This window comes from Streptomyces sp. QH1-20, assembly GCF_041283565.1.
Classification (GTDB): Bacteria; Actinomycetota; Actinomycetes; order Streptomycetales; family Streptomycetaceae; genus Streptomyces; species Streptomyces syringius.
On sequence record NZ_CP166299.1, the window covers coordinates 5,496,130 to 5,522,441 of the forward strand.

22 protein-coding genes are annotated in these 26,312 nt (G+C 70.8%); 10 read left to right on the forward strand and 12 right to left on the reverse strand.

Translation table 11 applies throughout. The features are described 5' to 3' along the window. Positions 1-34: 34 nt before the first annotated feature. Both AB8O64_RS25115 and AB8O64_RS25120 read right to left on the reverse strand, forming a co-directional pair. Positions 35-1,594, reverse strand: a complete 1,560-nt coding sequence (locus AB8O64_RS25115) for an alpha/beta fold hydrolase (RefSeq protein WP_370421543.1) — start codon at positions 1,592-1,594, stop codon at positions 35-37. Positions 1,595-1,711: 117 nt separating this feature from the next. Next, complete coding sequence (locus AB8O64_RS25120) at positions 1,712-2,695, reverse strand: DUF5937 family protein (RefSeq protein WP_370421545.1); 984 nt, start codon at positions 2,693-2,695, stop codon at positions 1,712-1,714. Positions 2,696-2,765: 70 nt separating this feature from the next. Here AB8O64_RS25120 and AB8O64_RS25125 point away from each other — a divergent pair, with 70 nt between their 5' ends. The 5 genes from AB8O64_RS25125 (at position 2,766) to AB8O64_RS25145 (ending at position 7,418) form a co-directional block, all read left to right on the forward strand. Next, positions 2,766-3,977, forward strand: a complete 1,212-nt coding sequence (locus AB8O64_RS25125) for an MFS transporter (RefSeq protein WP_370421547.1) — start codon at positions 2,766-2,768, stop codon at positions 3,975-3,977. Positions 3,978-4,008: 31 nt separating this feature from the next. Continuing rightward, on the forward strand, positions 4,009-4,347 hold the full coding sequence (locus AB8O64_RS25130; protein WP_370421548.1) for a hypothetical protein: 339 nt from the start codon (positions 4,009-4,011) through the stop codon (positions 4,345-4,347). A gap of 165 nt (positions 4,348-4,512) precedes the next feature. Next, a complete protein-coding gene (locus AB8O64_RS25135; RefSeq protein ID WP_370421550.1) occupies positions 4,513-5,034 on the forward strand; it encodes a MarR family winged helix-turn-helix transcriptional regulator in 522 nt (173 codons plus the stop codon). A gap of 197 nt (positions 5,035-5,231) precedes the next feature. Next, on the forward strand, positions 5,232-5,567 hold the full coding sequence (locus AB8O64_RS25140; RefSeq protein ID WP_130879986.1) for a DUF3817 domain-containing protein: 336 nt from the start codon (positions 5,232-5,234) through the stop codon (positions 5,565-5,567). 147 nt (positions 5,568-5,714) lie between these two features. Then, positions 5,715-7,418, forward strand: a complete 1,704-nt coding sequence (locus tag AB8O64_RS25145) for a methylmalonyl-CoA mutase family protein (RefSeq protein WP_356455905.1) — start codon at positions 5,715-5,717, stop codon at positions 7,416-7,418. A 36-nt stretch (positions 7,419-7,454) separates the two neighbouring features. On the opposite strand, the gene AB8O64_RS25150 is transcribed toward AB8O64_RS25145, so the two are convergent. Continuing rightward, the gene (locus tag AB8O64_RS25150) at positions 7,455-8,108 is read right to left on the reverse strand and encodes a TetR/AcrR family transcriptional regulator (protein ID WP_370421552.1); all 654 of its coding nucleotides are present in this window, start codon (positions 8,106-8,108) and stop codon (positions 7,455-7,457) included. A 264-nt stretch (positions 8,109-8,372) separates the two neighbouring features. Here AB8O64_RS25150 and AB8O64_RS25155 point away from each other — a divergent pair, with 264 nt between their 5' ends. From AB8O64_RS25155 to AB8O64_RS25170, 4 genes are all read left to right on the forward strand, one after another. Next, positions 8,373-9,350 carry a tetratricopeptide repeat protein gene (locus AB8O64_RS25155; RefSeq protein ID WP_370421554.1) on the forward strand — a complete coding sequence of 326 codons (978 nt, stop codon included), beginning with the start codon at positions 8,373-8,375 and terminating at the stop codon, positions 9,348-9,350. Between the two features lie 577 nt (positions 9,351-9,927). Next, positions 9,928-10,569, forward strand: coding sequence for a DUF6230 family protein (locus tag AB8O64_RS25160; RefSeq protein ID WP_366684558.1), 642 nt, complete (start codon positions 9,928-9,930; stop codon positions 10,567-10,569). Positions 10,570-10,701: 132 nt separating this feature from the next. Beyond that, positions 10,702-11,229, forward strand: coding sequence for a DUF6114 domain-containing protein (locus AB8O64_RS25165; RefSeq protein WP_356455898.1), 528 nt, complete (start codon positions 10,702-10,704; stop codon positions 11,227-11,229). Continuing rightward, complete coding sequence (locus AB8O64_RS25170; protein ID WP_370421556.1) at positions 11,219-12,532, forward strand: hypothetical protein; 1,314 nt, start codon at positions 11,219-11,221, stop codon at positions 12,530-12,532. Before AB8O64_RS25165 ends, AB8O64_RS25170 begins: the two co-directional genes overlap by 11 nt. A 143-nt stretch (positions 12,533-12,675) precedes the next feature. Here AB8O64_RS25170 and pyk read toward each other — a convergent pair whose 3' ends face one another. From pyk to pta, 3 genes are all read right to left on the reverse strand, one after another. Continuing rightward, positions 12,676-14,100 carry a pyruvate kinase gene (gene pyk, locus AB8O64_RS25175; protein ID WP_356455894.1) on the reverse strand — a complete coding sequence of 475 codons (1,425 nt, stop codon included), beginning with the start codon at positions 14,098-14,100 and terminating at the stop codon, positions 12,676-12,678. A gap of 71 nt (positions 14,101-14,171) precedes the next feature. Beyond that, positions 14,172-15,383, reverse strand: coding sequence for an acetate kinase (locus AB8O64_RS25180; protein WP_370421557.1), 1,212 nt, complete (start codon positions 15,381-15,383; stop codon positions 14,172-14,174). Positions 15,384-15,479: 96 nt separating this feature from the next. Beyond that, on the reverse strand, positions 15,480-17,561 hold the full coding sequence (gene pta / locus AB8O64_RS25185; protein ID WP_356455890.1) for a phosphate acetyltransferase: 2,082 nt from the start codon (positions 17,559-17,561) through the stop codon (positions 15,480-15,482). A gap of 234 nt (positions 17,562-17,795) precedes the next feature. Here pta and AB8O64_RS25190 point away from each other — a divergent pair, with 234 nt between their 5' ends. Then, positions 17,796-18,821: an ATP-dependent 6-phosphofructokinase gene (locus AB8O64_RS25190; RefSeq protein WP_370421558.1), complete on the forward strand. Its 1,026-nt coding sequence runs from the start codon at positions 17,796-17,798 to the stop codon at positions 18,819-18,821. Between the two features lie 81 nt (positions 18,822-18,902). Here the strand turns inward: AB8O64_RS25190 and AB8O64_RS25195 are convergent, their stop codons facing one another. The 6 genes from AB8O64_RS25195 to AB8O64_RS25220 all read right to left on the reverse strand — a co-directional run bounded on the left by AB8O64_RS25195 (position 18,903) and on the right by AB8O64_RS25220 (position 26,281). After that, positions 18,903-21,446 (reverse strand): ABC transporter permease, encoded by a 2,544-nt coding sequence (locus tag AB8O64_RS25195; RefSeq protein ID WP_370421560.1) that lies wholly within the window; start codon positions 21,444-21,446, stop codon positions 18,903-18,905. A 208-nt stretch (positions 21,447-21,654) separates the two neighbouring features. Next, the gene (locus AB8O64_RS25200; protein ID WP_370421561.1) at positions 21,655-22,446 is read right to left on the reverse strand and encodes an ABC transporter ATP-binding protein; all 792 of its coding nucleotides are present in this window, start codon (positions 22,444-22,446) and stop codon (positions 21,655-21,657) included. A 254-nt stretch (positions 22,447-22,700) separates the two neighbouring features. Beyond that, a complete protein-coding gene (locus AB8O64_RS25205; protein WP_370421563.1) occupies positions 22,701-23,570 on the reverse strand; it encodes an SDR family NAD(P)-dependent oxidoreductase in 870 nt (289 codons plus the stop codon). Further along, the gene (locus AB8O64_RS25210) at positions 23,567-24,592 is read right to left on the reverse strand and encodes an AraC family transcriptional regulator (protein WP_370421564.1); all 1,026 of its coding nucleotides are present in this window, start codon (positions 24,590-24,592) and stop codon (positions 23,567-23,569) included. The genes AB8O64_RS25205 and AB8O64_RS25210 overlap by 4 nt, the downstream gene beginning before the upstream one ends. 297 nt (positions 24,593-24,889) lie before the next feature. Then, entirely contained in the window at positions 24,890-25,717 is an 828-nt protein-coding gene (locus AB8O64_RS25215) for a carbohydrate ABC transporter permease (protein WP_370421566.1), read from the reverse strand. 111 nt (positions 25,718-25,828) lie between these two features. Next, on the reverse strand, positions 25,829-26,281 hold the full coding sequence (locus AB8O64_RS25220; RefSeq protein WP_370421568.1) for an RICIN domain-containing protein: 453 nt from the start codon (positions 26,279-26,281) through the stop codon (positions 25,829-25,831). Positions 26,282-26,312: the final 31 nt, after the last annotated feature.

Sequence of the window (26,312 nt, forward strand, 5' to 3'; positions counted from 1 at the left end):
TGTGCGTCCCGGGCCGAGCCGTTTTTCTGCCGGATCAGTCGCGCTCGCACGTGGTGTCGGCCGTGGGCAGGTTGCCGGTCAGCAAGTAGTCGTTGACCGCCTTGTTGGCGCAGGCGTTGGGGTAGTAGCCGAACACGGCGTGGGTCCGTACGGGGACGGTCACGAGCTTGGAGCCGCGCATCGCCTTGTGCATGCCGAGGCCCTGTTCGTAGGTGGTGCGGGTGTCGCCGGTGGCCTGGAGCTGGAGGGCCGGGACGGTGTTGTCGATCTCGGTGCGCCGCTCGTGCGGCTTGTGCTTCCACCAGCCGCACGGCATCGGGGCATTGACGAGGGGGCCGAAGACCGGCTGTGTGCGGCGGACCCGCTCGATGGTCTTGCGGTAGCTCTCGGGGTCGCCCGGCATCGTGGTGTCCGCGCAGAGGACGGCGAGCTGCGAGGCGTAGTCGGGCCCGGTGCCGGTCTCGTCGGCGGCGGTGCGGAACACGGCGGCCAGCAGACCGGCCAGCCGCTCGGTCGGCTCCACCTTCCGGCCCGCCGCGGCGTCGGCGAGCTGCCGCAGGATGGCGGCGTACTCCTTGTTGTCGAAGTCGTCCGTGCCCATGGCGAAGAGGATGAACGGCAGGGTCTGCTCGTCGAGCCGGTACCCACCGATGGCGATCGGGCGTTCGGCGGCCCGGCGCACCAGGCCCTCGGCCGTGGCGCGCACGGCCGCGGGCGTCTTCCCCAGGTGGTAGACCGCGTCCCGCGGGGCGGCCCAGGCGGCGAGGTCGTCCAGCGCCTTCTCATTGGCCGGACCCATCGCCTGGATCGTCGCGGGGCCGTATTTGCGGGGATCCAGGGCGCTGTCGAGGACCAGCCGGTCCACCTTGCCCGGGAACATCTGCGCGTACACGGCGCCCAGGTAGGTGCCGTAGGACTGGCCGAACCACGAGGTCTTCCGCTCGCGCAGGGCACCGCGCACGATGTCCACATCGCGGGCGATGTTGCGCGTGGAGTAGTGCCGCAGCGAGTCGCCGTACTTGGCGTCGCACTTGGCGGCGTCGCCGATGGCCTGCTTCGAGACCCGGTCGAATGAGGCACGGTCGAAGCCGGTGCCCCGCATCCAGCTGAGGCTGTTCAGCCCGCAGTCGAGCGGTTCGCTCTTCCCCAGGCCGCGGGTGTCCATGCCGATGACGTCGTACGCCGCCGCCACCTGCGGGGTCATCTTGGCGCGCAGCGTGGCGGGGAAGTCCAGGCCACGGCCGCCGGGGCCGCCGGGGTTGGTCTGGATGATGCCCCGGCGCGCGGTGCGCGGACCGGTGGCCTTGATCCGGGAGACGGCGAGGGAGAGGGTGCGGCCGTCAGGAGCGGCGTAGTCGAGCGGCACGGTGACCTTCGCGCACTCGGTCCCGGACTTCGCCAGGGCCGGGGCCTCGCACGGCCCCCATAAGACGTCCTGCCGGTAGAAGCGGTCGAGCGCCTCGGTGGCCGCGGGGGCCGCGGAAATGCCCGGCTTCGGCGTGGACTGCGGCTGGTCGGCGCGGGCTTCCGCGGACCCCGCGAGGACGAGGACGGCCAGGGTCGCGGCGGTCGCCGCGGTCAGGGGGGTGTTCATGGCCACCAACCTAGGAATCGCGCGACCGCGTTCCCACGGGACCAGCACCCGGGTGTGATCGGGGGGAATCCCCCCGAAGTACGGGAGGCTCCCTCCAGGCCCCGGTGGCCCCGCCTCTCATCTCCCCGCCAGCGCCATGCCCAGGGGCGTGCGTTCGTACAGGACCTGGTGGCCGTGGCGGCGGGACGTCAGGAGGCCGGCTGCCCGCAGTACCGACAGGTGCGCGGAGACCGACGACAGGGCGAGGCCGTGGCGGTGGGCCAGGGTGGTGGTGGAGGCGGGCTCGTCCAGAGCGGACAGGACGGCGGCGCGGTTCGGGCCGAGGAGACGGACGAGCGCGTCCGACGTCTCCGCGTCCGGCTCGGCCCACAGGCCGCCGATGCCGCGCGCCGGGTAGATCACGGTCGCCTGCCAGGGAGCGTCGAAACCGCCGATCACCTCCGGCCACGCGAAGACGCTCGGCACCAGCATCAGCCCCTGACCGCCCAGTTCCCGGACGTGATCGCCGCGATTGGTGATCGTGAGGGTGCCGTCCGACCAGACCAGCCGCGGATGCAGATCCGCGAAGAGCCGCTCCAGGCCGCCTTCCGCCAGCCGCCGCGTATGGAAGGCGACATCGGCCTCCAGCAGGGCGCGCAGCCGCGGCCAGTCGGGGGCCAGCAGGGTGAGCCAGGCCTGTTCCAGCAGACCGGTCAGCTCGCCGAGGGCGCGCACCGGGTCGGCCAGCAGCGCCCGGCCGGGCACGGACTCGGCCGCGCCCGGGGTATCGGCCATGGACCGGGCCAGCTCGGCGTGGACGACCGCCGGGTCGGTGGCCCTCACGCGCGCCAGCTCGTCCTCGAACGACGACAGGGGGCCGACGGGCGGCGGGCAGAGGAAGTCCGGGTGGTAGCCGCCGGAAGCGGCGGGGGCCAGCAGCGCCATCCGCGCGAGGTCCAGCCGCTCGACCGCCTCCCGCATCCGGCGCAGCCACGGCAGGTGGTAGCCGTGCCGCTCCGGGCGCAGCAAGGTGTACAGCGCCTGGTGGGTCTCCCACAGAGGGGAGATCCCGAACCGGCAGCGCAGCAGATCGTCGGCGCCGAACCGCATATGGAAGGGCATCTTGCAGTCTTTCTTTCGGATCCAGCCGAAACACTAGTTCCCCTCGGTCGCCCTCGGCACGCTGACCGGCATGTCTTCCGCCCCTGCCGTCGCCCCCGCGGGCTACGCCGCCGTCTTCGCCGTGCGTGAGTTCCGTACCGTCTTCGCCGCCCATCTGCTGTCCCTGCTCGGCATCGTCGTCGGGGAGATCGCACTGTCCGTGCTCGTCTACCGGCTGACCGGGTCGCCGATGCTGACCGCGCTGACCTTCGCCCTCGGCTTCCTGCCGTACGTCGCGGGCGGCACGCTGCTGTCCGGCATGGCCGACCGATATCCCGCCCGGCGGGTGCTGGTGGTCTGCGACCTGGTGTGCGCCGGGGCCGCCGCGACCATGGCGCTGCCCGCGACACCGATCGCCGGGCTGCTCGCCCTGCGCTGCGTCCTCGCCGCCGTCGCACCCGTCTTCGGCGGGACCAGGGCGGCGACCCTGGGCGACATCCTCGGCGAGGGCGAACTCTTCGTCCTGGGGCGCTCGCTGATCCGTATCGTCTCGCAGGGCGCGCAGCTCGCCGGGTTCGCGGCGGGCGGGGTGCTGCTGACGATGGCGTCGCCGCGCGAGGTGCTGGTCGCCACGGTCGTCGGCTTCCTGGGCTCGGCGGCACTGCTGCGCTTCGGGACGCGGCGGCGACCGTCGCGTGCGGGCGCGGGCGGGGCACTGGTGAAGTCCTCGCTGTCCGGCGCCCGGCAGCTCTTCGCCGACCGGCGCATACGGGCGTTGCTGCTGCTGACCTGGGTGCCGCCGTTCCTCCTCGTCGCCCCGGAGGCCCTCGCGGCGCCGTACGCGGACGCGATCGGGGTGGGCCCGGTGGGCCTGGGGCTGCTGATGTGCGGGATGCCGGTGGGTTCGATCGTGGGGGAGATGCTCGCGGGGTCGGTGCTGAGCGCGCGGGCCCGGGAGCGGATCACCTTGCCGGTGGCGGCGGCGACCCTGCTGCCGTTCCTCGCGTACGCGTTCCGGCCGTCGCTGGGGTGGGCCCTGCTGATCGTGGCGCTGGCCGGCACGGGCATGGCGTACACGCTGGGCCTGGACCAGTGGTTCATCGCGGCCGTGCCCGAAGAGCTGCGCGGGCGGGCGATGACGCTCCAGACGGCCGGGATGATGACGATCCAGGGCCTGGGCATGGCACTCGCGGGCGTGGCCGCGGAGTTCGCGCCGGTGCACGTCGTGGTGGCGGGGGTAGGGCTGTCGGGGACGGTGGCGGTGGGTGTCGTGGTGCGGCTTGTCGTACGCTCGGCTGCCTGATCAAGATCGAATCAACCGGGGGAGTGGCCGGATGCTGGATTTCCTGAGCGGTGGCAAGAAGACCGGGCTCGAGCACGAGGTCCTCGTGCTGCGCGACACCGAGGCGGTCGCCGACGCGATACGCGAGGCGCTGGCCGGTGCGAGTGACGCGGAGCGGCCGGGCCTGGAGCGCGCCGCCGCGATCGTCGCCGAGTACGGGGGCCGCCCGGCGGCGGAGGCGCGTGTGGAGTGGGTGCGCGGTGTCCTCGCGGAGGCGGGAGTGGACCCGGTCAAGCACGAGGTCCGCGCGGTCAAGGCGGTACGGGACGCGGAGCGGGGCCTGAGCCTGCTCGCGGCGGTGGAGCTGGTGAGAGAGGCAAAGCCGAAGTAGGAACCGGGCGGTTCCGAAATCAGCCCGTCCGGCGATTGAGGACGCGCCCGCAGGGCGCTCGCCGCCGCAGGCGGCAACGACGGGCCGCAGCCGAGGACTCGGCAAGCGCGTCCGGAGTGCGAGATACCGGCGACCAGGATATGGCCGCCGGGTAGGCTCGGTGCCGTGCCGAAGCCCCTCAGCCTCCCCTTCGATCCCATCGCCCGAGCCGACGAGCTCTGGAAGCAGCGCTGGGGATCCGTGCCGTCCATGGCCGCGATCACCTCGATCATGCGCGCCCAGCAGATCCTGCTCGGACAGGTCGACGCGGTCGTCAAGCCGTACGGGCTGACCTTCGCGCGCTACGAGGCCCTGGTGCTGCTCACATTCAGCAAGGCGGGCGAGCTGCCGATGTCGAAGATCGGCGAGCGGCTGATGGTCCACCCGACCTCGGTCACCAACACCGTCGACCGGCTGGTGACCGCCGGCTTCGTCGACAAGCGGCCCAACCCCAACGACGGGCGCGGCACGCTCGCCTCGATCACCGACAAGGGGCGCGAGGTCGTCGAGTCGGCCACGCGCGATCTGATGGCCATGGACTTCGGCCTCGGCGCGTACGACGCGGAGGAGTGCACGGAGATCTTCACGATGCTGAGGCCACTGCGGGTGGCGGCGGCGGATTTCGCGGAGGAGCCGGCCGAGGGCTAGCCCCTGCGGGCCGTGGCGTGTGCACCTCCGCTGCGCGGCGGTGTCCTCAATCGCCGGACGGGCTGGATTCGGCGAGCCGCCCGCTGGGCCAGGGGCGGCGAAGATCGCCCCGGAAGATGGCGTTACGCTCGACTACTGCCGCGGTCTTCCGCCCCGGGAGGCGGCTGCTCCGAGACGGTAATGCGAGGAACCCCTCAGTGAAGAAGAGCGTGCTGACCCGCTACCGCGTGATGGCATACGTCACGGGTGTGCTGCTGGTCCTGCTGACGATCGGCGTCATCGCCAAGTACCTGCTCACGATGGACGGCGCGGACGGTTTCGTCAGCCTCGTCGGTATCGCGCACGGCTGGCTCTACGTCCTCTACCTGATCTTCGCCTTCGACATGGGCTCCAAGGCCAAGTGGTCGTTCGGCAAGCTCGTGTGGGTGCTGCTCGCGGGCACCATCCCCACGGCCGCGTTCTTCGTCGAGCGCAAGGTCGCCCGGGAGCTGGAGCCGCTGATCGAGGGCACCGCGGAGCCGGTCGGCGCCTGAGCGCCGCCGCTCCTCGACCCGCATCCCACACCACCGCCCCGGACAAGCCTTGTGTCCGGGGCGTTTGTGCGCGACCATTTACTAGGACGTCCTAGTAAATCTGGCCCCGCGAGGCGGCGGGCAGCGCGAGAGGCGGCAGGCAGCGTTATGGACGCAGAGGCGATCGAGGCAGGGCGCAGTCGGTGGCAGGCCCGTTACGACGCGGCACGCAAGCGGGACGCGGACTTCACCACGCTCTCCGGTGACCCGGTCGACCCGGTCTACGGGCCCCGTCCCGGTGACTCCTACGAGGGGTTCGAGCGGATCGGCTGGCCCGGTGAGTACCCCTTCACCCGGGGCCTCCACGCGACCGGCTACCGCGGCCGGACCTGGACCATCCGCCAGTTCGCCGGCTTCGGCAACGCCGAGCAGACCAACGAGCGGTACAAGATGATCCTCGCCGCGGGCGGCGGCGGGCTCTCGGTCGCGTTCGACATGCCGACCCTCATGGGCCGCGACTCCGACGACGCCCGCTCCCTCGGCGAGGTCGGCCACTGCGGCGTCGCCATCGACTCCGCCGCCGACATGGAGGTCCTCTTCAAGGACATCCCGCTCGGTGACGTCACGACCTCGATGACGATCAGCGGGCCGGCCGTGCCCGTCTTCTGCATGTACCTGGTCGCCGCCGAGCGGCAGGGCATCGACCCCGCCGTGCTCAACGGCACGCTCCAGACCGACATCTTCAAGGAGTACATCGCGCAGAAGGAGTGGCTCTTCCCGCCCGAGCCGCACCTGCGCCTGATCGGCGACCTGATGGAGCACTGCGCCCGCGCCATCCCCGCCTACAAGCCCCTCTCCGTCTCCGGCTACCACATCCGTGAGGCCGGGGCCACGGCCGCGCAGGAGCTCGCGTACACCCTCGCCGACGGCTTCGGCTACGTGGAGCTCGGGCTCTCCCGGGGCCTCGACGTCGACACCTTCGCCCCGGGGCTCTCCTTCTTCTTCGACGCGCACCTCGACTTCTTCGAGGAGATCGCCAAGTTCCGCGCGGCCCGCCGCATCTGGGCCCGCTGGATGCGGGACGTCTACGGCGCCAAGACCGACAAGGCCCAGTGGCTGCGCTTCCACACCCAGACGGCGGGCGTGTCACTGACCGCGCAGCAGCCGTACAACAACGTCGTCCGCACGGCCGTGGAGGCCCTGTCCGCCGTCCTCGGCGGCACGAACTCCCTGCACACCAACGCCCTCGACGAGACCCTCGCCCTCCCGAGCGAGCAGGCCGCCGAGATCGCCCTGCGCACGCAGCAGGTGCTGATGGAGGAGACCGGCGTCGCCAATGTCGCGGACCCGCTCGGCGGTTCCTGGTACGTCGAGCAGCTCACCGACCGGATCGAGGCCGACGCGGAGAAGATCTTCGAGCAGATCCGCGAGCGCGGCACCCGTGCCGTGCGGGACGGCGGCGAGCACCCCATCGGCCCGATCACGTCCGGCATCCTGCGCGGCATCGAGGACGGCTGGTTCACGGGCGAGATCGCCGAGTCCGCCTTCCAGTACCAGCGGTCCCTGGAGAAGGGGGACAAGCGGGTCGTCGGCGTCAACTGCCACCACGGGTCGGTGACCGGCGATCTGGAGATCCTGCGGGTCAGCCACGAGGTCGAGCGGGAGCAGGTCCGGGTCCTGGGCGGGCGGAAGGCCGGCCGTGACGACGCCAAGGTGAAGGCTTCGCTGAGCGCGATGCTCGACGCTGCGCGGGGTGGTTCGAACATGATCGAGCCGATGTTGGAGGCGGTGCGCGCCGAGGCCACGTTGGGGGAGATCTGCGATGTGCTGCGGGATGAGTGGGGGACGTACGTCGAGCCGGCGGGGTTCTGACGGGTTCTGACCCGGGGCTCCGCCCCGGACCCGTCCTCAAACGCCGGACGGGCTGGGTGGGTACGGAGTGCCCACCGACGCCAGTCCTCCCACCACCAGCGCCGCGAAGCTCCGCGCCCACTCCCCGTCCACGGCCTCCGCGCTGACCAGCGTGCGGTGCAGCACCGTGCCCGCGACCACGTCGAAGATCAGGTCGGTGTTGCGGCCGGCCGTGGCCGGGTCCGGCTCGTGGGGTAGTTCACCCCGGGCCTGTGCCCGTTCCCGTCCCAGGAGCACCAGGGTCTTCTGCCGGTCCACGATCGCGGAGCGGATCCGGGAGCGCAGGGCGTCGTCCCGGGTGGATTCGGCCACCACGGCCATCAGGGCCGTCTTCGTCTCCGGGCGTTCCAGCAGGGCGGCGAACTGCAGGACGACCCCCTCGATGTCGGCCTGGAGGCTGCCCCGGTCGGGGAGCTCCAAGTGCTCGTCGAAGAGGGCCGCCACGGCGTCCACGACGAGTTCGCTCTTGCCCGCCCAGCGTCTGTAGAGGGTGGTCTTCGCGACCCCGGCGCGGGCCGCCACGTCGCCCAGCGTCAGCTTTCCCCAGCCGAGTTCGACCAGCGCCGCGCGCGTCGCGTCGAGGATGGCGCGGTCGGCCTCGGCGCTGCGCGGGCGGCCCGTCCGGCGCCCGGAGGGGGAGGCGGAAGTCATGCCCGCGACCTTACCCATGAGTACGACCGAGGAAGCGTGCCCCTCGTGCGCCTCTTCGTGCGCCCCTGTGTGCGCCTGTCCGTGAGGCAGATCACCGGAAATGCTTGCGGAGGGATATGGGGTTGCAGTTACGCTACGACTCGTAGCGAAAGAGCGACAACCACGGATGCCGGGTGGGGACCCGGTGTCGATTGCGAAGCGCTATGGGATCACGTGACGACGTGCGTTTTTCCGATCGCCGCGCGGAGGGGGGAGGATAGGCCCATGCAGCCACGGAACATGTCCATGAGTGGAGTGGTCGACCTCGCCGCGGTGAAGGCGGCCGGGGAAGCCAAGCAGAAGGCCGAGCAGGCGCGCGCCGAAGCGGCGCGCCAGGGCGGTACGCCGCCCGTCGGGGCCTCCGGCCTCGTCTTCGACGTCGACGAGGCGGGCTTCGAGCTCGAAGTCCTCCAGCGCTCCGCCGAGGTGCCGGTCGTCATCGACTTCTGGGCCGAATGGTGCGAGCCGTGCAAGCAGCTCGGCCCGCTGCTGGAGCGGTTGGTGGCGGAGTACGCCGGCCGGTTCGTGCTCGCCAAGGTCGACGTCGAAGCCAACCAGATGCTTTTCCAGCAGTTCGGCGTGCAGTCCATCCCCGCGGTCTTCGCGGTGGTGGCCGGGCAGGCCCTGCCGCTGTTCCAGGGCGCCGCGCCCGAGGGGCAGATCCGCCAGGTGCTGGACCAGCTCATCCAGGTCTCGGAGCAGCGCTTCGGGATCGTGGGCGCGCCGGTGCAGCCCGGTGCGGCCGACGAGTCGGCGGCCGCTGCCGCGCCGCAGCCGCCCGCGGGCCCGCACGACAGCGCCCTTGCCCTGGCCCACGAGGCGCTGGACGCCGGTGACCTGGGCGGCGCCCTCCAGGCGTACAAGAACGTGCTGTCCGACGACCCGGGCAACCTGGAGGCGAAGCTCGGTCTGTCCCAGGCCGAACTGCTCCAGCGCGTCCAGGACCTGGACCCGCAGAAGGTCCGCCGGGACGCCGCCGAGCGCCCCGCCGACGTACAGGCGCAGCTCGCCGCCGCCGATCTCGACCTGGTCGGCGGGCATGTCGAGGACGCCTTCGGTCGTCTGATCGACGCGGTGAAGCGGACGGCCGGCGAGGACCGGGACGCGGCGCGGGTGCGGCTGTTGGAGCTCTTCGAGGTGATCGGTCCGGATGATCCGCGGGTGGCCGCAGCGCGTACCGCGCTCTCCCGCGCGCTGTTCTGACGGACTCCCGTACCTCCCGCACCACCAACGAGGCGACGGCGGCGCTTTACCAAAACTTGATAAACCGCGCTGCTGTTACTGGCAGTAAGAAAACCCGGGCCCTTCGCCCGGGTTTTCTCTTTCGCACCCCTTCTGTCCGGCCACACTCCGGCGCTCTCGCACGCCCGGCCGATGCGGGTCGGTCGCCCTTCGGTTATCCCCCCGTTACTCGCTAGTAACGAACCTCTTGTGCCCCGGCCGGGAATGGACCACGATCGGCCAAGCTCGGTCCATTCCCCCGGCACGGCCCCAACTGGCCCGCGCCCGGGGGTGATGGGTCCCCACCGGGTGGCCGGCGGCACCATCAGCCGGCCTTGGGACAGGGGGGTCTCCGTCGCCAACGGCGGTGCCTGTCCCCGAGGTTGCGCGAAGGCGTGGCCAGTGGTTGTCGCTCGGGGGTGATCGCCGGAGTGTCGGGTGCGGAGCGGTTGGCGCCACCGAAGCGACGGCGCTCCTTCCCGAGGACGTAGCACTTCTCCCATCCCGGGCACGGGTCCCAGCCCTTGCCGGAGATGTACGTCCGAGAAGGAGGAAAGTCATGGAGTCGATGACGACTCGCGGCGGCACCAGATGGAAGCGGTTCGCCGTCGTCATGGTGCCCAGCGTCGCGGCGACGGCCGCCATCGGAGTGGCCCTCGCACAGGGCGCCCTCGCGGCGTCCTTCAGTGTGTCGGGGCAGCAATTCGAAGTGGCGGCCGAGAGCCTGCACGGCTGGGGTTTCGTCCAGTACGGGGCGAACGACGTCACCAAGCAGGGAAACAAGCCGGTCGCGGTGGTCGGTATCGAGAAAGCGGAGATCACCAAGCTCTGCCAGGCGGTCACCATCCCCACCCCGTTCGGCAGGGTGTCGATGAAGCTGCAGGCCGGCACCGGCAAGGACAAGGTCCAGGCGGAGAAGCTCTACATCGACGCCGACGACCTCCAGGCCAACGCGAAGTTCACCAATGTGGACATCGGCGTCTCGGTGACCGACACCACCAAGGGCCCAGGCCCGGCCAAGCCCGGTGGTGCGCACGGTGAGCGCGGCGGCTATGTACCGGGCTCGTTCGCCCAGCAGGCCGACGAGGTGGAGTTCACCAATGTCCACCAGCGTGCCTGGGCGACCTCGGCCGGATCGTTCACGCTTCCCGGCCTGAAGATGGGCGTCAACATGGGCGAAGCCGACTGCAAGAACAACTGACGCACTGAACGGGCGGGTACGGGGGCCCTTCTTCGCGCCCCCGTACCCGTACCGCGCCGCGCCCCGCACCGTCGGAGCAGTGGCGCCGAGTTCAGGTTCCACCGATTCGCCGGTTCCGAGGAGCTGTACGCCATGAGCGCCGACACGCGCCCCCAGCCGATCGACAATTTCCGCCGCTTCCGTCATTCGTTCCGGCACTGGCGCGGGCAGCGCCCCTTCTGGGCCGGGCTGTTGACCTTGCTGGCCGGGATTCCGATCATGTACATCCCGTACCAGACCATGACGCTGGGCGACTTGAGCATCCGCATGGCCACCACGGCGGGCGCCGGCTCGCTGATCATCGGTGTGCTGCTGGTCGTGCTGGGCCTGACCATGTGGTTCCAGCAGCAGTCGCGCATCTTCGCGGGCGTGGCGGCCATCCTGCTCGCGCTCGTCTCCCTGGTCGTCTCCAACATCGGTGCGTTCCTGATCGGTTTCCTGCTGGCTCTGATCGGCGGCGCGCTCAGCGTGTCCTGGATGCCCGGCAAGCCGATCGCCGCCCCGGCCGCGACCGAGCCTTCGGACGAGCCGGTGCGGCTGACGAAGGACACCTCCCCCCGGGGTGAGGTGTCAGGAACGACGCCGGGTGGCGAATTCGACGGGGGGCACCGTGGCGACTGACGACGCTCGCGAAGAAGGCGCGGCCCCCGGGCCGGCCGGCCGGTCGAGAACCGGGCCGCGGCACGCCGCGCCCAGGAAGCCGCTGCTGAACCGGCTGCACATGCCCGCCGGCAAGGCTGTGGCACTGGCCGCGATGCCCACCGCGGTGCTGATGGGAATGGGCTTCACACCCCAGCTGGCACAGGCCAAGCCCGTACCCAAGAACCCCTTCCTGGACGGACCGTGTGTCACGGCACCGGACCGGACACCGAGCGGGACGCCCAGCGGCACGGCCGAGGCGACTCCCCGTCCCGACCCGAGCGGCTCCGCGAAGGACGCGGGGAAGGACGCAGGGAAGGACGCCGAGAAGGACACGGGGAAGGACGCCGAGAAGCCGGACGGGAAGGCGACGAAGCCCGGAACGCCCTCACCGCCGGCGTCTCCCGCCGTGCCCCGCAAGCGCCCCGCCGAGCCCAAGACGTCCCCTTCGGCGACTCCCACTCCCACCCCCACCCCGTCGGCCTCCAAGGCCACGAACCCGCTGGATCCCCTGGGCCTCGGCGAGAAGCTCGGGGAGATCCTCACGGGCAGCAAGTCGGACCAGGGCGACAAGGCCGCGCCCGTCACGCCGCCGAGCACGTCGACCGGCCCGTCGGCCTCGAAGCCCGCCGAGCCGGGGAAGCCCGTTCCGTCCACCGGGACGCCGGCCGACAAGGCCCGGCCGTCGAAGAAGCCCACGCCGACCAAGGAGCCCACGCCGTCCGGCTCCGCCACCTCGTCGCCGTCCCCCTCGCCGAGCACCAGCGCGAGCGCGGACGCGGATGCCGACGGGTCCGAGGAGACGCCCTGCCCCAGCCGGGCCGTGACGGACGAGAACGAGCAGCACGCCTTCCCGACGCAGCCCTGGTACCTGGAGACCAGCAAACTCTCCCTGCACGGCCTCAAGTACGAGGGCATCAAAGAGATCACGATGGTGAACGGGCAGCGGAAGAAGGTCCTGAAGTTCACCGCGAGCGCACTGGACATCAAGGACCTGCATCAGATCGTCAACAGCGGCGGCAAGCAGTACCACGTCACGGGCATGGGGCAGACGTCCACGATCCGCAACAGCAAGGTCACCATGTACACCGAGGAGCTCAAGGGCACCCTCAACCTCCTGGGCATCCCCACGCTCAAGGTCACCTTCAGCCCGGAGAGCCCGCCCCCGCTGTCCCTGCCGGAGCTCGTCTTCACCGACGTCAAGATCCGGCAGGCGGGTCAGTTCGGCGGCACCCTCGCCATCCCGAATCTGCACCAGTACCTGACGGATGGGACGTATCCGTAGACCGGTGCAGGGCCTGTCCGGCGATTGAGGACATCGCCGCGCAGCGGAGGTGCGGACGACTCCGTGGGAACCGAAACAGCCGTGGCCGCCACCCCTGTCTCCAGGGGTGGCGGCCACGGCCGTTCGTGCGGTGAGCGGGAGACCTAGCGGTTCTCGCCCAGGTGGTGCACCCGCACCATGTTGGTGGTGCCGGGGATGCCGGGGGGCGAACCGGCCGTGATGATCATGGTGTCGCCTTCGCCGTAGCGGTTGAGCTTGAGCAGCTCGGCGTCGACCAGGTCGACCATGGCGTCGGTGTTCTCCACGTGCGGGACGACGTAGGTCTCGACGCCCCAGCTCAGCGCGAGCTGGTTGCGGGTCGAGGCGTCCGTGGTGAAGGCCAGGATCGGCTGGGCCGTGCGGTAGCGGGACAGACGGCGGGCCGTGTCACCGGACTTGGTGAAGGCGACCAGCGACTTCGCGCCCAGGAAGTCCGCGATCTCGCAGGCCGCGCGGGCGACGGAACCACCCTGCGTGCGCGGCTTCTTGCCCGGCACCAGCGGCTGGAGACCCTTGGAGAGCAGCTCCTCCTCGGCCGCCTCGACGATGCGGGACATCGTCTTGACGGTCTCGATCGGGTACGCGCCGACGCTGGACTCGGCGGACAGCATGACCGCGTCCGCGCCGTCGAGGATCGCGTTGGCGACGTCGGAGGCCTCGGCGCGGGTCGGCCGCGAGTTGGTGATCATCGACTCCATCATCTGGGTCGCCACGATCACCGGCTTGGCGTTGCGGCGGCACAGCTCGATGAGGCGCTTCTGCACCATCGGGACCTTCTCCAGCGGGTACTCCACCGCCAGGTCGCCACGGGCCACCATCACGCCGTCGAACGCCATGACGACGTCCTGCATGTTGGCCACGGCCTGCGGCTTCTCGACCTTGGCGATGACCGGCACCCGGCGGCCGACCTCGTCCATCACGCGGTGCACGTCGAGGACGTCCTTCGCGTCGCGGACGAAGGACAGCGCGACCATGTCGCAGCCCATGTCCAGGGCGAACTTCAGGTCCTCGATGTCCTTCTCGGACAGCGCCGGGACGTTGACGGCCGCGCCGGGCAGGTTGATGCCCTTGTGGTCGGAGATCACACCGCCCTCGATCACGATGGTCTTGACCCGGGGGCCCTGGACCTCGGTGACGCGCAGCTCGACGTTGCCGTCGTTGATCAGGATCTGGTCGCCCTTGGAGACATCGCCCGGCAGACCCTTGTAGGTCGTGCCGCAGATCGTCTTGTCGCCGGGGACGTCCTCGATGGTGATGGTGAACTCGTCACCGCGCACCAGCTCGACGGGGCCGTCCGCGAAGGTCTCCAGACGGATCTTCGGGCCCTGGAGGTCGGCGAGGACGCCGACCGCGCGGCCGGTCGCCTCGGTGGCCTTACGGAGGCGGTCGTACCGCTCCTCGTGCTCCTGGTGGGTCCCGTGGCTCATGTTGAAGCGGGCCACGTTCATACCGGCCTCGATCAGCGTCTTCAGCTGGTCAAAGGAGTCGACGGCGGGGCCCAGGGTGCAGACGATTTTGGAACGGCGCATGGGGCAGATCCTATCGGTTTGTTTCGGAGCGGAATATTCGAGCGGGGGGAACGACCGGAGCCGGCCGTCGATCAAGCGCTGACCAGGGCGTACGTCTGAGTGGCGATCTCCAGCTCCTCGTCGGTGGGGACGACCGCCACCGCGACCCGGGCGTACTCGGGGGAGATCAGCCGCGCCTCGTCGCCCCGGACGGCGTTGAGATCGGCGTCCACGGCCAGGCCCAGCTCCTCCAGACCGGCCACGGCGGCCTCCCGCACGGGGGCCGCGTTCTCGCCGACGCCCGCCGTGAAGGCCACGGCGTCGACCTTGCCGAGGACCGCGTAGTAGGCGCCGATGTACTTCTTCAGCCGGTGCACATAGATGTCGAAGGCGAGCGCCGCCCGCTCGTCGCCCGCGTCGATCCGCCGGCGGATCTCGCGCATGTCGTTGTCGCCGCACAGTCCGATCAGACCGCTCTTCTTGTTGAGGAGCGAGTCGATCTCGTCGATGGACATGTCCGCGTTGCGCGCCAGGTGGGAGATGACCGCCGGGTCGATGTCACCGGAACGGGTGCCCATGACCAGGCCCTCCAGCGGGGTCAGCCCCATGGAGGTGTCGACGCAGCGACCGCCCCGGACGGCGGAGGCGGAGGCGCCGTTGCCCAGGTGCAGCACGATGACGTTGACCTCGGAGGGGTCCTTGCCGAGCAGCTTGGCGGTCTCGCGCGAGACATAGGCGTGCGAGGTGCCGTGGAAGCCGTAACGGCGGATGCGGTGCGCGTCGGCCGTCTCCACATCGATCGCGTAGCGCGCGGCGGCCTCGGGCATCGTGGTGTGGAAGGCGGTGTCGAAGACCGCGACCTGCGGGAGGTCGGGGCGCAGCGCCTGGGCCACCCGGATGCCGGTGATGTTGGCCGGGTTGTGCAGCGGCGCGACCGGCACCAGCCGCTCGATCTCCGCCGTCACCTCGTCGGTGATCACCGTCGGCTCGGTGAACTTCTTGCCGCCGTGCACCACCCGGTGGCCGATCGCGGCCAGCTCCGGGGAGTCCAGCCCCAGCCCGTCCGCCGCCAGCTCCCCGGCGACGGCCTGCAGCGCGGCCTCGTGGTCGGCGATCGGCTGCTCGCGCTCGCGCTTGGCACCGCCCGTCGCGAGCGGCGTGTGCGTCAGCCGGGAGGTCTCCTCACCGATGCGCTCGACCAGCCCGACGGCCAGCCGGGCACCGTCGGCCATGTCGAGCAGCTGGTACTTCACCGACGAGGAACCGGAGTTGAGGACGAGGACTCGGGTGGCGTTGGCAGTCATGGAGGGCTTTCCGGGTTGGGGGCGATGCTGGGCGTCGTAGGGGGGCGGGACGCGGCCGTACGGGAACCGGGCGGTCCCCGTACGGCCGTACGGGCGTCAGGGGCGCTGCTCGCCCTGCGCCTGGATGGCGGTGATGGCGACCGTGTTGACGATGTCCTGCACGAGCGCGCCGCGCGACAGGTCGTTGACGGGCTTGCGCAGGCCTTGCAGGACCGGGCCGACCGCGACCGCGCCGGCCGAGCGCTGGACGGCCTTGTAGGTGTTGTTACCCGTGTTCAGGTCCGGGAAGACCAGCACGGTGGCCTTGCCGGCGACCTCCGAGCCCGGGAGCTTGGTCGCCGCGACGGACGCGTCCACGGCGGCGTCGTACTGGATCGGGCCCTCGACCAGGAGGTCCGGGCGGCGCTCACGGACGATCTCGGTGGCCTTACGGACCTTGTCGACGTCCGCGCCGGACCCGGAGGTACCGGTGGAGTACGACAGCATCGCGATCCGCGGCTCCACGCCGAACTGGGCGGCGGTCGCGGCGGACTGGATGGCGATGTCCGCGAGCTGCTCGGCGTTCGGGTCCGGGTTGACCGCGCAGTCGCCGTAGACGAGGACCCGGTCGGCCAGGCACATGAAGAAGACCGAGGAGACGATCTGGGCGCCCGGCGCGGTCTTGATGATCTCGAAGGCGGGCCGGATGGTGGCGGCCGTGGAGTGCACCGCGCCCGAGACCATGCCGTCGGCCAGGCCCTCCTGGACCATCAGGGTGCCGAAGTACGACACATCGGCGACGACGTCGTGCGCCAGCTCCACCGTCATGCCCTTGTGGGCGCGGACCCGCGCGTACAGCTCGGCGAAGCGCTCGCGCAGCGGGGACGTCTGCGGGTCGATGAGCTGCGCCTCGGTCAGATCGATGCCCAGCTCGGCGGCGCGCTTGCGGATCGCTTCCTCCTCACCCAGGAGGGTGAGATCGCAGACGTCGCGGCGCAGCAGCACATCGGCGGCGCGCAGCACGCGCTCCTCGGTGCCCTCGGGCAGGACCACCCGGCGACGCCCGGAGCGGGAGCGCTCGATCAGCTCGTGCTCGAACATCATCGGCGTGACCCGGCTGGAGCGGGCCACGGAGATGCGGTTGGTCAGCTCGGCGGTGTCCACATGGCGCTCGAACAGACCGAGCGCGGTCTCCGACTTGCGCGGCGACGCGGCGTTCAGCTTGCCCTCGATCGCGAACAGCTCGGCCGCGGTGGGGAAGGAACCACCGGGCACGGAGATCACCGGGGTGCCCGGGGCCAGCCGGCCGGCGAGGGCCAGGATGCTCGGGCCGGGGCGCTCGTCGAGGGTGAGCAGCAGTCCGGCTATCGGCGGCGCGCCCGCGCTGTGCGCGGCCAGCGCGCCGATGATCAGGTCGGTGCGGTCCCCGGGGGTCACGACCAGGCAGCCCTCGGTCAGGGCGGGCAGGAACGCGGGGAGCATCGCGCCGCCGAAGACGAAGTCGCGGGCGTCGCGGTTGAGCCCCGCGTCGTCACCGAGCAGCACCTCGGCGCCCAGCTTGCGGACGATCTGCGCCACGGTCGGCGCGGACAGCGAGCCGTCCTCGGGGAGCGCGTAGCAGGCCACCGGCAGATGCGCGGCGAGCCCCTCGGCGACGGCCGCGCGGTCGGCGGGCGCGACACGGTTGACGACGAGCGCCACGACATCGCAGCCCAGCGCCTCGTAGGCGCGGTAGGCGTTGGCCGCCTCGGCCCGCACGGCCTCGGCGGCCTGGTCCTGGCCGCCCACGACGGTGATCACGGAGGCGCCGAACTCGTTCGCCAGCCGGGCGTTGAGGGCCAGCTCGTCGGGGACGTTGGTGGCGGCGAAGTCGGTGCCGAGCACCAGGACGTACTCGTACTCCCGGGCGACCGCGAGGAAGCGCTCGACGAGGGCCGAGACCAGCTCGTCCATGCCGCGCTCGGCCTGGAGGGCGGAGGCCTCGCCGTAGGTCAGACCGTAGACGGACTCGGGCGACTGCCCGAGGCGGTAGCGCGACCGCAGGAGGTCGAAGAGACGGTCCGGTCCGTGGTCGTGAACGAGCGGGCGGAAGACACCCACCCGGTCCACGTGGCGGGTCAGGAGCTCCATGACTCCCAGCTCGATGACCTGGCGGCCGTCGCCCCGGTCGGTCCCGGTCACGTACACGCTGCGCGTCACGCGTGCTCTCCTTGTTCCGTCGCTTGTTTTCTCGCCGAGTGCTGCTGCTGAAAAAATAGCCGTTAGGGTGGCCTTTCCCTCTTGACAATACCTGCGCCCGTGGGTAGGGCGCTCGGCGGTGGACGTCGACGGGATGTCGGAGGGGCGTCCTTAGGGGTGCGGCAGTACCGCCCGGCCCGTGAAACAATCGGTTCTGGCTCACATGTACCAGTAGCGAGCAGGAGAAACAGCACGATGCGCATCGGAGTCCTCACCGCAGGCGGCGACTGCCCCGGCCTGAACGCTGTCATCCGCTCGGTGGTGCACCGGGCACTCGTCGGCCACAACGACGAGGTCATCGGCTTCGAGGACGGCTTCAAGGGCCTTCTCGACGGCCGGTTCCGCAAGCTCGACCTCGACGCCGTGAGCGGCATCCTGGCCCGGGGCGGCACCATCCTCGGCTCCGCGCGCCTCGAGCGCGCCCGGCTGCGCGAGGCGTGCGAGAGCGCCCAGGACTTCTCCCGTGAATACGGCATCGACGTCCTCATTCCCATCGGCGGCGAGGGCACACTGACCGCCGCCCGGATGCTGTCGGACGCGGGCATGCCCGTCGTCGGTGTCCCGAAGACCATCGACAACGACATCTCCGCCACCGACCGCACCTTCGGCTTCGACACCGCCGTCGGCGTGGCCACCGAGGCCATCGACCGGCTGAAGACCACCGCCGAGTCGCACCAGCGCGTCATGGTCGTCGAGGTCATGGGCCGCCACGCGGGCTGGATCGCCCTGGAGTCCGGCATGGCCGGCGGCGCCCACGGCATCTGCCTCCCGGAGCGCCCCTTCGACGTCGCCGACCTGGTCTCGATGGTCGAGGAGCGCTTCTCCCGCGGCAAGAAGTTCGCCGTCATCTGCGTCGCCGAGGGCGCGCACCCCGCCGAGGGGTCCATGGACTACGCCAAGGGCGCCATAGACCAGTTCGGCCACGAGCGCTTCGCCGGCATCGGCACGAAGCTCGCCGTCGAGCTCGAGAAGCGCCTCGGCAAGGAGGCCCGCCCGGTCATCCTCGGCCACGTCCAGCGCGGCGGCACGCCGACCGCCTACGACCGCGTCCTCGCCACCCGCTTCGGCTGGCACGCCGTCGAGGCCGCCCACCGCGGCGACTTCGGCAAGATGACCGCGCTGCGCGGCACGGACATCACGATGGTGCCGCTCGCGCAGGCCGTCACCGAGCTGAAGCGAGTCCCGGAGAACCGGATGGACGAGGCGGAGTCGGTCTTCTAGGGGCCGGCCAGGAAAACGCACACACGCCGGGCGGGCTGGATTTCTCCAGCCCGCCCGGCGTTTGCGTACCCGGGGCCCCGGTTACTGCGCCCCGATCGACTCCAGCATGTTCAGCTTCGCCGCCCTGCGGGCCGGCCAGACCGCGGCCAGGACGCCGACGACGAGGGCGAGCAGCAGGAACAGGCCGATCCGGGCCCACGGCACGACCATCTCGTACTGCGGGAACGAGGACCGCAGCAGATGGCCGCCCGACCAGGCCAGGAAGATGCCCACGCCGACGCCGAGCACCGCGCCGAACATCGAGATCATCACGGACTCCAGCCGCACCATCTGCTTGATCCCGGTGCGGGCCAGGCCGATCGCGCGCAGCATCCCGATCTCGCGGGTCCGCTCGAAGACCGACATCGCGAGGGTGTTGACGACGCCGATGACCGCGATGACGACGGCCATGCCCAGCAGCCCGTACATCAGGTAGAGGATGTCGTCGATGTCGCCCGCCTCGGAGCGCCGCAGGTCGTCCTGGCTCTGGACCTTGATGATCGGGTTGCCGCCCAGCGTCTCCTTGATCTTGCCGGGCAGGCTGCCCGCCCGGCCGGGGGCGGCCTTGATCAGCACCTCGTCGTCACGGACCTTCTCCAGGTGCGGATCCACGAGGGCCGGGGCGGCGAGGACATCGGCGAGGACGTCGTTCTCGGCGTAGACCGCGACGACGCGCGGGGTGGCCTTCTTGCCGTCGTAGAAGTCCATGGGGAGGGTGGAGCCGACCGCCAGGCGGTTCTTCTTCGCGTAGTCCTCGGCCACCGCGACGGCGGTCGTGCCGCGCACCTCGGAGAGCGAGCCGCCGGTGATCTTCAGGTCGGTGACCTGGGAGAGCTTGGAGAGGTCCGTCGCCCGGATCCCCGCCGGTTCGCCCTTCGACTGGAAGCCGGTCATCCGCATGGGCACCGAGGCGGTGACGCCGGGCTGTTCGGCGAGCTTCTTGGCGACGTCGGGGGAGAGGCCGAGGTAGCTGTTCGACGAGACCTTGTAGTCGGCCGTCAGGTCCTGGGCACCCATCTTGTCCATGCCCTGGTTCGCCGAGACCGCGGCCACCGTCAGACCCGTGATCAGGGTCAGGCCGATCATCAGCGCGGAGGCGGTGGCGGCCGTGCGGCGCGGGTTGCGCAGCGCGTTCTGGGTGGCGAGCTTGCCGCTGACGCCGAAGAGCCGGACGGCGAGGCGGCCGAAGAGGTTCACGAACGGGCGGGAGAGCAGCGGGGCCAGCACGATGACGCCCGCGAGGGTCAGGGCCGAGCCGGCCATGGCGGTCGTCAGACCACCGCTGTCGCGCAGCGTGGTCACGTACAGCATGACGGCCACGCCCAGCGCGGTCAGGGCCGCGCCGATGGAATTGCGGACGACGAGGCTTCGGGTGGTCGGCGCCTGGTCCACGGCCGACAGCGCCTCGACGGGGGCGATCTTCGCGGCCTTGCGGGAGGGCAGCCACGCGGCCAGCACGGTCACGACGACGCCGACGGCGAGAGCGGACAGCGCGGCCGTCGGCTCGATGACCAGCGGGCCTTCGGGCAGCGCGGCGCCGGACGAGTTCAGCACCGACCACAGGCCCGTGGCGATGCCGAGGCCCAGCACGAAGCCGACGGCGGAGGCGACGAGGCCCAGCAGCCCGGCCTCGATCATCACCGAGCGCACGACCTGGCGGCGGGAGGCACCGACCGCGCGCAGCAGGGCGATCTCACGGCTGCGCTGGGCGATGAGCATGGTGAAGGTGTTGGCGATGATGAAGATGCCGACGAAGAGGGAGATGCCCGCGAAGACCAGGAAGGTGTTCCGGATCGAGCTGGTCTGCTCGTCGATGAGCTTGGACTCCTCGGCCGCCAGCTGCTTGCCGCTCTGGGCCTTGAAGCCCTCCTCCGGCAGGATGGCCCCGACCTTGCGGGTCAGCTCGTTCTGGTCGGTGCCCGGGGTGGCGGAGACGACGAGCTCGCCGTACTCGCCCGGCCTGCCGAAGAGTTTCTGCGCCGTCGGGGTGTCGAACAGCGCGAGGCTGCCGCCCGCGCTCACGCGCGGGTCGTCGGTCTCCACGATGCCGACGAGCTTCTTCGTCATCACCGGGCCGTCGACGGCCAGCCGGACGGTGTCGCCGATCTTGGCGCCCGTCTTGCCGGCGGTCTTCACATCCAGGGCGATCTCGCCCGCGGCGGCCGGGCCCCGGCCCTTGAGCAGCGGGTATCGGCTGTCCTTGCCGTCCTTGCCCGCGACGTAGTTGGCGGCGCTGCTGCCCCACTCGCTGCCCGCGGGGTCGTTGTTCTTGTCGGCGACCGTGGCGACGCCGACGACCGAGGGGCGTACGGACGTCACGCCGGGAAGCGCGCGGACGGTGGCGACCATCTTGTCGTCGAGGACTTGGCGGTGCCCGCGCGCATCGGTCTTGGTAGGGCCGAACCCCGTCACGGAGACGGCGACGTCGTCCAGGCTCCTGGACGTCTTGTCGCGGTAGGCGCTGCCGACGGAGTCGCTGAAGACGAGCGTGCCGGAGACGAAGGCGGTGCCGAGGAGGACCGCGAGGGCGGTCATCATCAGCCGGGCTTTGTGCGCGAGGAGATTGCGCAGGGCGGTACGGAACATGGCGGGTCCAGGGTGGGATTCCCACGCCCTGATGAGGGGCGGGGGGAAGTCGGGTGGCGGTGGCGAGGGGGCCGGGCGTCGCCGCGTGCGGGCGTTCGGCGGCTACGGACGCGGGCGCGGGTGGTCAGCGCCTACGGCCGGGCGGACTCGGGCGCGGGGGACGCGGCCTCGGGGAACGCGGGCCGTCCGCTGCTCGGCTCGTACGGCCTCAGCTCGTGCGGCCCTTCGCGTCGAAGCGCTTCATGCGGTCCAGCACCGCGTCGGCGGTGGGCTCGCGCAGTTCGTCGACGATGTGCCCGTCGGCCAGGAAGATCACGCGGTCCGCGTAGGAGGCGGCGACGGGGTCGTGGGTGACCATGACGACCGTCTGCTCCAGGGCCCGTACCGATTCGTGCAGGAAGCCCAGCAGCTCGGCGCCGGAGCGGGAGTCGAGATTGCCGGTCGGCTCGTCCGCGAAGATGATCTCGGGGCGGGAGGCCAGCGCGCGGGCCACCGCGACGCGCTGCTGCTGGCCGCCGGAGAGCTGGCTGGGGCGGTGCGCGAGCCGGCCGGACAGGCCGAGCGTCGTCACGATCTGCTCCAGCCAGGCACGGTCCGCCTTACGGCCCGCGATGTCCATCGGCAGCGTGATGTTCTCCAGCGCGGTCAGCGTCGGCAGCAGATTGAACGCCTGGAAGATGAAGCCGATCCTGTCGCGGCGGAGCCGGGTCAGCTGCCGGTCACCGAGGGAGGCCAGCTCCACGTCACCGATCCGGGTGGAACCGGAGGAGACGGAGTCCAGGCCCGCCATGCAGTGCATGAGCGTCGACTTGCCGGAACCGGACGGGCCCATGATCGCCGTGAACTCCGCACGGCGGAACTCGACGGAGACCGAGTCCAGGGCGGCCACCCGGGTCTCGCCCTGCCCGTAGACCTTGCTCAGGTCGGTGGCGCGGGCGGCGATGGAGCCGTGGGGCGCGTGGGGGGCGGACGAAACGGGAAAAGGCGTCGCATGGGACACGGGGGCTCCTCCGGAGGGGCGGGATGCGTCGAGAAGGCCGACGAGGTCGGTAAGGAAGGGGCGACCGACCGGCCGACAAGGTCGAGACGTCGAGACCGGGGGGAATCAACGCTTCCAATTCTCTGAGCCGCAACCCGCCGCCGCCTCAGCCGTACGGCTTGAACCCGGCGTCGGACTTTAGGTCCGTGGGGGTGCTCGGCCGTAGTCCTTCAGACGGACACCGTCATCCTCAAGGACCGAGGAGCCGGGTGCGGTCAGCCGGCGGTGAGACCGCCCTCGCAGGGCAGCACCGTGCCCGTCGTCCAGCGGGACTCGTCGGAGAGGAGGAAGAGCGCGGCCCGTGCCATGTCGTCCGGGTCGGCGACGTAGTTCATCGGGAAGCGGTCGGCCAGCGCGGCCCGCGCCTCGTCCGTCGGCATCCAGCGGTCGAACATCTCCGAGCGGGTCGGCCCGGGCGCGATGGCGTTGACCCGGATGTTGTCCCGGGCGTAGTCCAGCGCGGCGCACTTCACGAGACCGGTGAGGGCGTGCTTGCTGGTGGAGTAGTCGGTGTTCAGCGCACTGCCCACCAGGCCGGCCACCGACGAGGAGATCACGACGGACCCGCCGCCGCTGTCGAGCATGGCCGGAATCTGATGCTTCATGGAGAGGAAGACGCCACGTACGTTCGTGGCCATGACCGTGTCGAAGTGATCCGTGTCCAGCTCGTGCAGCCGCGCCCGCGCGCCGCCCGCCCCCGCGTTGTTGAACGCCCCGTCGAGCCGGCCGAAGGCGCGCACGGTCCCGGCGACGGCGTCGGCCACCGACCGCTCGTCCGTCACGTCGCACTCCAGGCCCAGCACCTCGTGCCCCGCCGCGCGCAGCTCCGCGGCGAGCGCCTCGACGCGGTCGGCGCGGCGGGCGGCAGCGGCGACGAGCGCGCCCTCGGCGGCGAACCGGCGTACGGCCGCGGCACCGATGCCGCTGGACGCTCCGGTCACGAATATGACGCGCCCGGTGAGCCGCCCGGCGGTGAACGCCAGGGGCTCGGGCTGCTGGTAGGTCATGTCGGTGGTGCCTCTCTTGCGCTGCTCGTGTTGCTGATGTTGCTCGCGCTGCTCGTGCGACGTGGCCGTGCGGCTCACGTACGCAGCGTGTGGGACGGCGCATGGCCGTACCGCTGCTGGTAATAGGCCGCGAACCGGCCCAGGTTGGAGAAACCCCAACGGTAGGCGACGTCCGAGACGGTGACGTCCCCGTTCCCCTGCGCGGCGACGAGCTCCTCGTGGGCCCGGCCCAGCCGGACCTCGCGTAAATAGCCCAGCGGCGTGGTGTCCAGATACCGGCGGAAGGCCTCCTGCAGCGCGCGTGGGCTGCACCGCGCCACCGCCGCGAGCTCGGTCAGGGTGAGCGGCTCGTCCGCCCGCTCCTCGGCCAGGGCCATGACCCGGCGCACGGCGGGATGCGCGACGACGCCGGTGCGCCGCGCGTCGATGCCCGCCGTGACCAGATGGTGGGTCTCCATGAGCATCGCGGCCGTCGTCTGGGTCAGATGGGACGCCAGGATGGGGCTGTTGCGCGCGATGCCCTCGCCGAGCACTTCCCGGTGCACGGCCTCGGAGATCCCCTCCCAACTCCTGGCGGCCTTCCCGGAGACCGTGCCCTCCAGCGTGAACCGCGCCCGGACGGGCCCCTCGACGCCGAGCGCGTCGGCCGCGGCCTGCTCCACGGTCTCCCGGGAGAGGCGCACGGTCGTCATCCGGGCGCCCGGGGTCCAGTGCACCTGGAACTTGCGGTACGGGTCGAGCACATAGGTCTGGCCCGTGCCGACGAACCGCTCCTCGCGGCCCGGCGAGGACACCCGGACCCCGCCGTTCACGAGCCGGCAGACCAGGAGGTACGAGCCGAGGGGCTGGGGGTCCACGAGCGTCTCGGCGCCGTACTGGAGCCCCGAGAGGGTGACCCCCGGGAAGCCGCCTTCCGCGTACCAGGCGGAGAAGTCCTCGGGATCGCCCAGACAGCTCAGCCGGTACGGGCTGTACGCGGAGCTGATGGCTTCCTGCGTTTCGTCGAGATCGTTGCTGAGCACGAGCGTGCGCATATTGCTGTTGTTAATGAGGTCATTGGGGCTATCGGGACTGATGGATCCCGCGTCGGATTCACTCATCGGGCTTCCTCCCGGGATGACCGCGTTATCCGGCCGACAGCCGCGTTTCGCGAGTAGCCGACGGGTGGCCCCGTTAGTACCGTTCTGCTTGTTCGCAGTCAAGGCGTCGGCAAATCCCACATCGGTTTCGGGACAGGCCGGCGCGGTCCGCGGACCCGGCCTTGGGTTAACGGGGGAGATTCAGGGCCGGCCATCCGACATCGGGTGGCACGCCCCGCCGTCTGGGCACGGACGGCGGGGCCTTTCCATGCCCGGGGGGCTTTTCGCAGGTCACTGGCAGGGCCACCCCGACCGTGGCTACCCCTTTACGGCGCCGCCGAGGGCGAAGCCGCCGCCGAGACGGCGGGAGATCAGGGCGTAGAGCAGAATCACGGGCGTCGAGTAGAGGATCGAAAAGGCGGCGAGCTGGCCGTAGGCGACCTGCCCGTAATTGCCGAAGAACGTGAAGATACTGACCGAAGCGGGCAGTTGCTCGGGGGACAGCAGCAGCATGAAGGGGACGAAGAAGTTCCCCCACATCATGATGAAGCTGTAGATCATCACGACCGTGATCCCCGGCCCCATCAGCGGCAGAATCACCCTGACCAGCGCCTGCAGCCGGCTCGCCCCGTCCGTCCAGGCGGCCTCCTCGAGGACGGTGGGGACCCCGTCCATGAAGTTCTTCATCAGCCAGATCGCGAAGGGCAGTTGGGCGGTCGCCATGAACAGGGCCGTCCCGTACACCGTGTCGATGAGGTCGATCCGCACGAACAGCCCGTAGACCGGCACCATGACGGCGGTGATCGGCAGGCACGTGGTGAACAGGACGCCCATCAGATACGGCCTGCTGAAGCGCGACCGGTAGCGGGAGAGGGGGTACGCGGCGAGTGCGGCGCACGCGATGGTCAAGACGGTGGCCCCGCCGCAGAGCAGCAGGCTGTTGAGCATCGGCCGGAAAGTGATCTCGTCGGTCAGCACCGCCGAGAAGTTGTCCGTCGTCGGCGAGGCGGGGACGGCGACGCGCAGCCCCGCCTCGGAGTCGACGGAGGAGACCAGCAGCCAGACGAGCGGAACGGCGAAGGAGACGGCCACGGCGAGCAGTGCGAGGTCGGCGGCCAGACGGTGACGGGTGCGGCGGGTGAGCATGGCACCTCCGTGCGGGTTGTCGTGCCGACGGCGGGTCGTTCTGCCGCCGGCGGTGTGTCGTGCCGTGGCCGTGCTGCCGCCTGCGGCGGTGGGCGCCCTGCGGGCGCGTCCTCAATCGCCGGACGGGCTGAACGGCTCCATGAGCCACCACTGGGCCGGGCTGTCCTTGTCCTCCCATTGCTGGACGTTGTCCCCGGGGGCCGTGCCCGCGTCGGCGACCTCCAGGAGGAGGCCGCTGACGTGGTTGACGAGGGTGACCGTGCCCGGCGCGTCCAGGTGCTGCTCGATCAGCCACTCCTGGGCGCCGTAGTTATTGGCCTTCCACTGCTGGACGTTCGCCCCGTTCTCCGTGGAGGCGCCGGTGACGTCCAGGCGCTTGCCGCTGCCCACGTTCTCCAGGTGGTGCACGCCGCCGCCGGCGTGCACCGGGCTCACCCGCCACAACTGCGCGGGCGTGCCGTCGTCCTTGCCCTGCCGCACATTGGCTCCGCTGCCCTTGCGACCGTCGGCGACCTCCAGCAGCAGACCGCTGTGGACATTGCGTAGGTGGTACGTGCCTTCCATGCGCTGATCGTAAGGGCGGGGTCCGACAATC

What these genes read in the sequence shown, in the direction of transcription:
- AB8O64_RS25115 (WP_370421543.1), bottom strand. Translation starts at nt 1,594, where the DNA reads ATGAACACCCCCCTGACCGCGGCGACCGCCGCGACCCTGGCCGTCCTC.
- AB8O64_RS25120 (WP_370421545.1), bottom strand. Translation starts at nt 2,695, where the DNA reads ATGCCCTTCCATATGCGGTTCGGCGCCGACGATCTGCTGCGCTGCCGG.
- AB8O64_RS25125 (WP_370421547.1), top strand. Translation starts at nt 2,766, where the DNA reads ATGTCTTCCGCCCCTGCCGTCGCCCCCGCGGGCTACGCCGCCGTCTTC.
- AB8O64_RS25130 (WP_370421548.1), top strand. Translation starts at nt 4,009, where the DNA reads ATGCTGGATTTCCTGAGCGGTGGCAAGAAGACCGGGCTCGAGCACGAG.
- AB8O64_RS25145 (WP_356455905.1), top strand. Translation starts at nt 5,715, where the DNA reads ATGGACGCAGAGGCGATCGAGGCAGGGCGCAGTCGGTGGCAGGCCCGT.
- AB8O64_RS25150 (WP_370421552.1), bottom strand. Translation starts at nt 8,108, where the DNA reads ATGACTTCCGCCTCCCCCTCCGGGCGCCGGACGGGCCGCCCGCGCAGC.
- AB8O64_RS25155 (WP_370421554.1), top strand. Translation starts at nt 8,373, where the DNA reads ATGCAGCCACGGAACATGTCCATGAGTGGAGTGGTCGACCTCGCCGCG.
- AB8O64_RS25160 (WP_366684558.1), top strand. Translation starts at nt 9,928, where the DNA reads ATGGAGTCGATGACGACTCGCGGCGGCACCAGATGGAAGCGGTTCGCC.
- AB8O64_RS25165 (WP_356455898.1), top strand. Translation starts at nt 10,702, where the DNA reads ATGAGCGCCGACACGCGCCCCCAGCCGATCGACAATTTCCGCCGCTTC.
- pyk (WP_356455894.1), bottom strand. Translation starts at nt 14,100, where the DNA reads ATGCGCCGTTCCAAAATCGTCTGCACCCTGGGCCCCGCCGTCGACTCC.
- AB8O64_RS25180 (WP_370421557.1), bottom strand. Translation starts at nt 15,383, where the DNA reads ATGACTGCCAACGCCACCCGAGTCCTCGTCCTCAACTCCGGTTCCTCG.
- AB8O64_RS25190 (WP_370421558.1), top strand. Translation starts at nt 17,796, where the DNA reads ATGCGCATCGGAGTCCTCACCGCAGGCGGCGACTGCCCCGGCCTGAAC.
- AB8O64_RS25195 (WP_370421560.1), bottom strand. Translation starts at nt 21,446, where the DNA reads ATGTTCCGTACCGCCCTGCGCAATCTCCTCGCGCACAAAGCCCGGCTG.
- AB8O64_RS25210 (WP_370421564.1), bottom strand. Translation starts at nt 24,592, where the DNA reads ATGAGTGAATCCGACGCGGGATCCATCAGTCCCGATAGCCCCAATGAC.
- AB8O64_RS25215 (WP_370421566.1), bottom strand. Translation starts at nt 25,717, where the DNA reads ATGCTCACCCGCCGCACCCGTCACCGTCTGGCCGCCGACCTCGCACTG.
- AB8O64_RS25220 (WP_370421568.1), bottom strand. Translation starts at nt 26,281, where the DNA reads ATGGAAGGCACGTACCACCTACGCAATGTCCACAGCGGTCTGCTGCTG.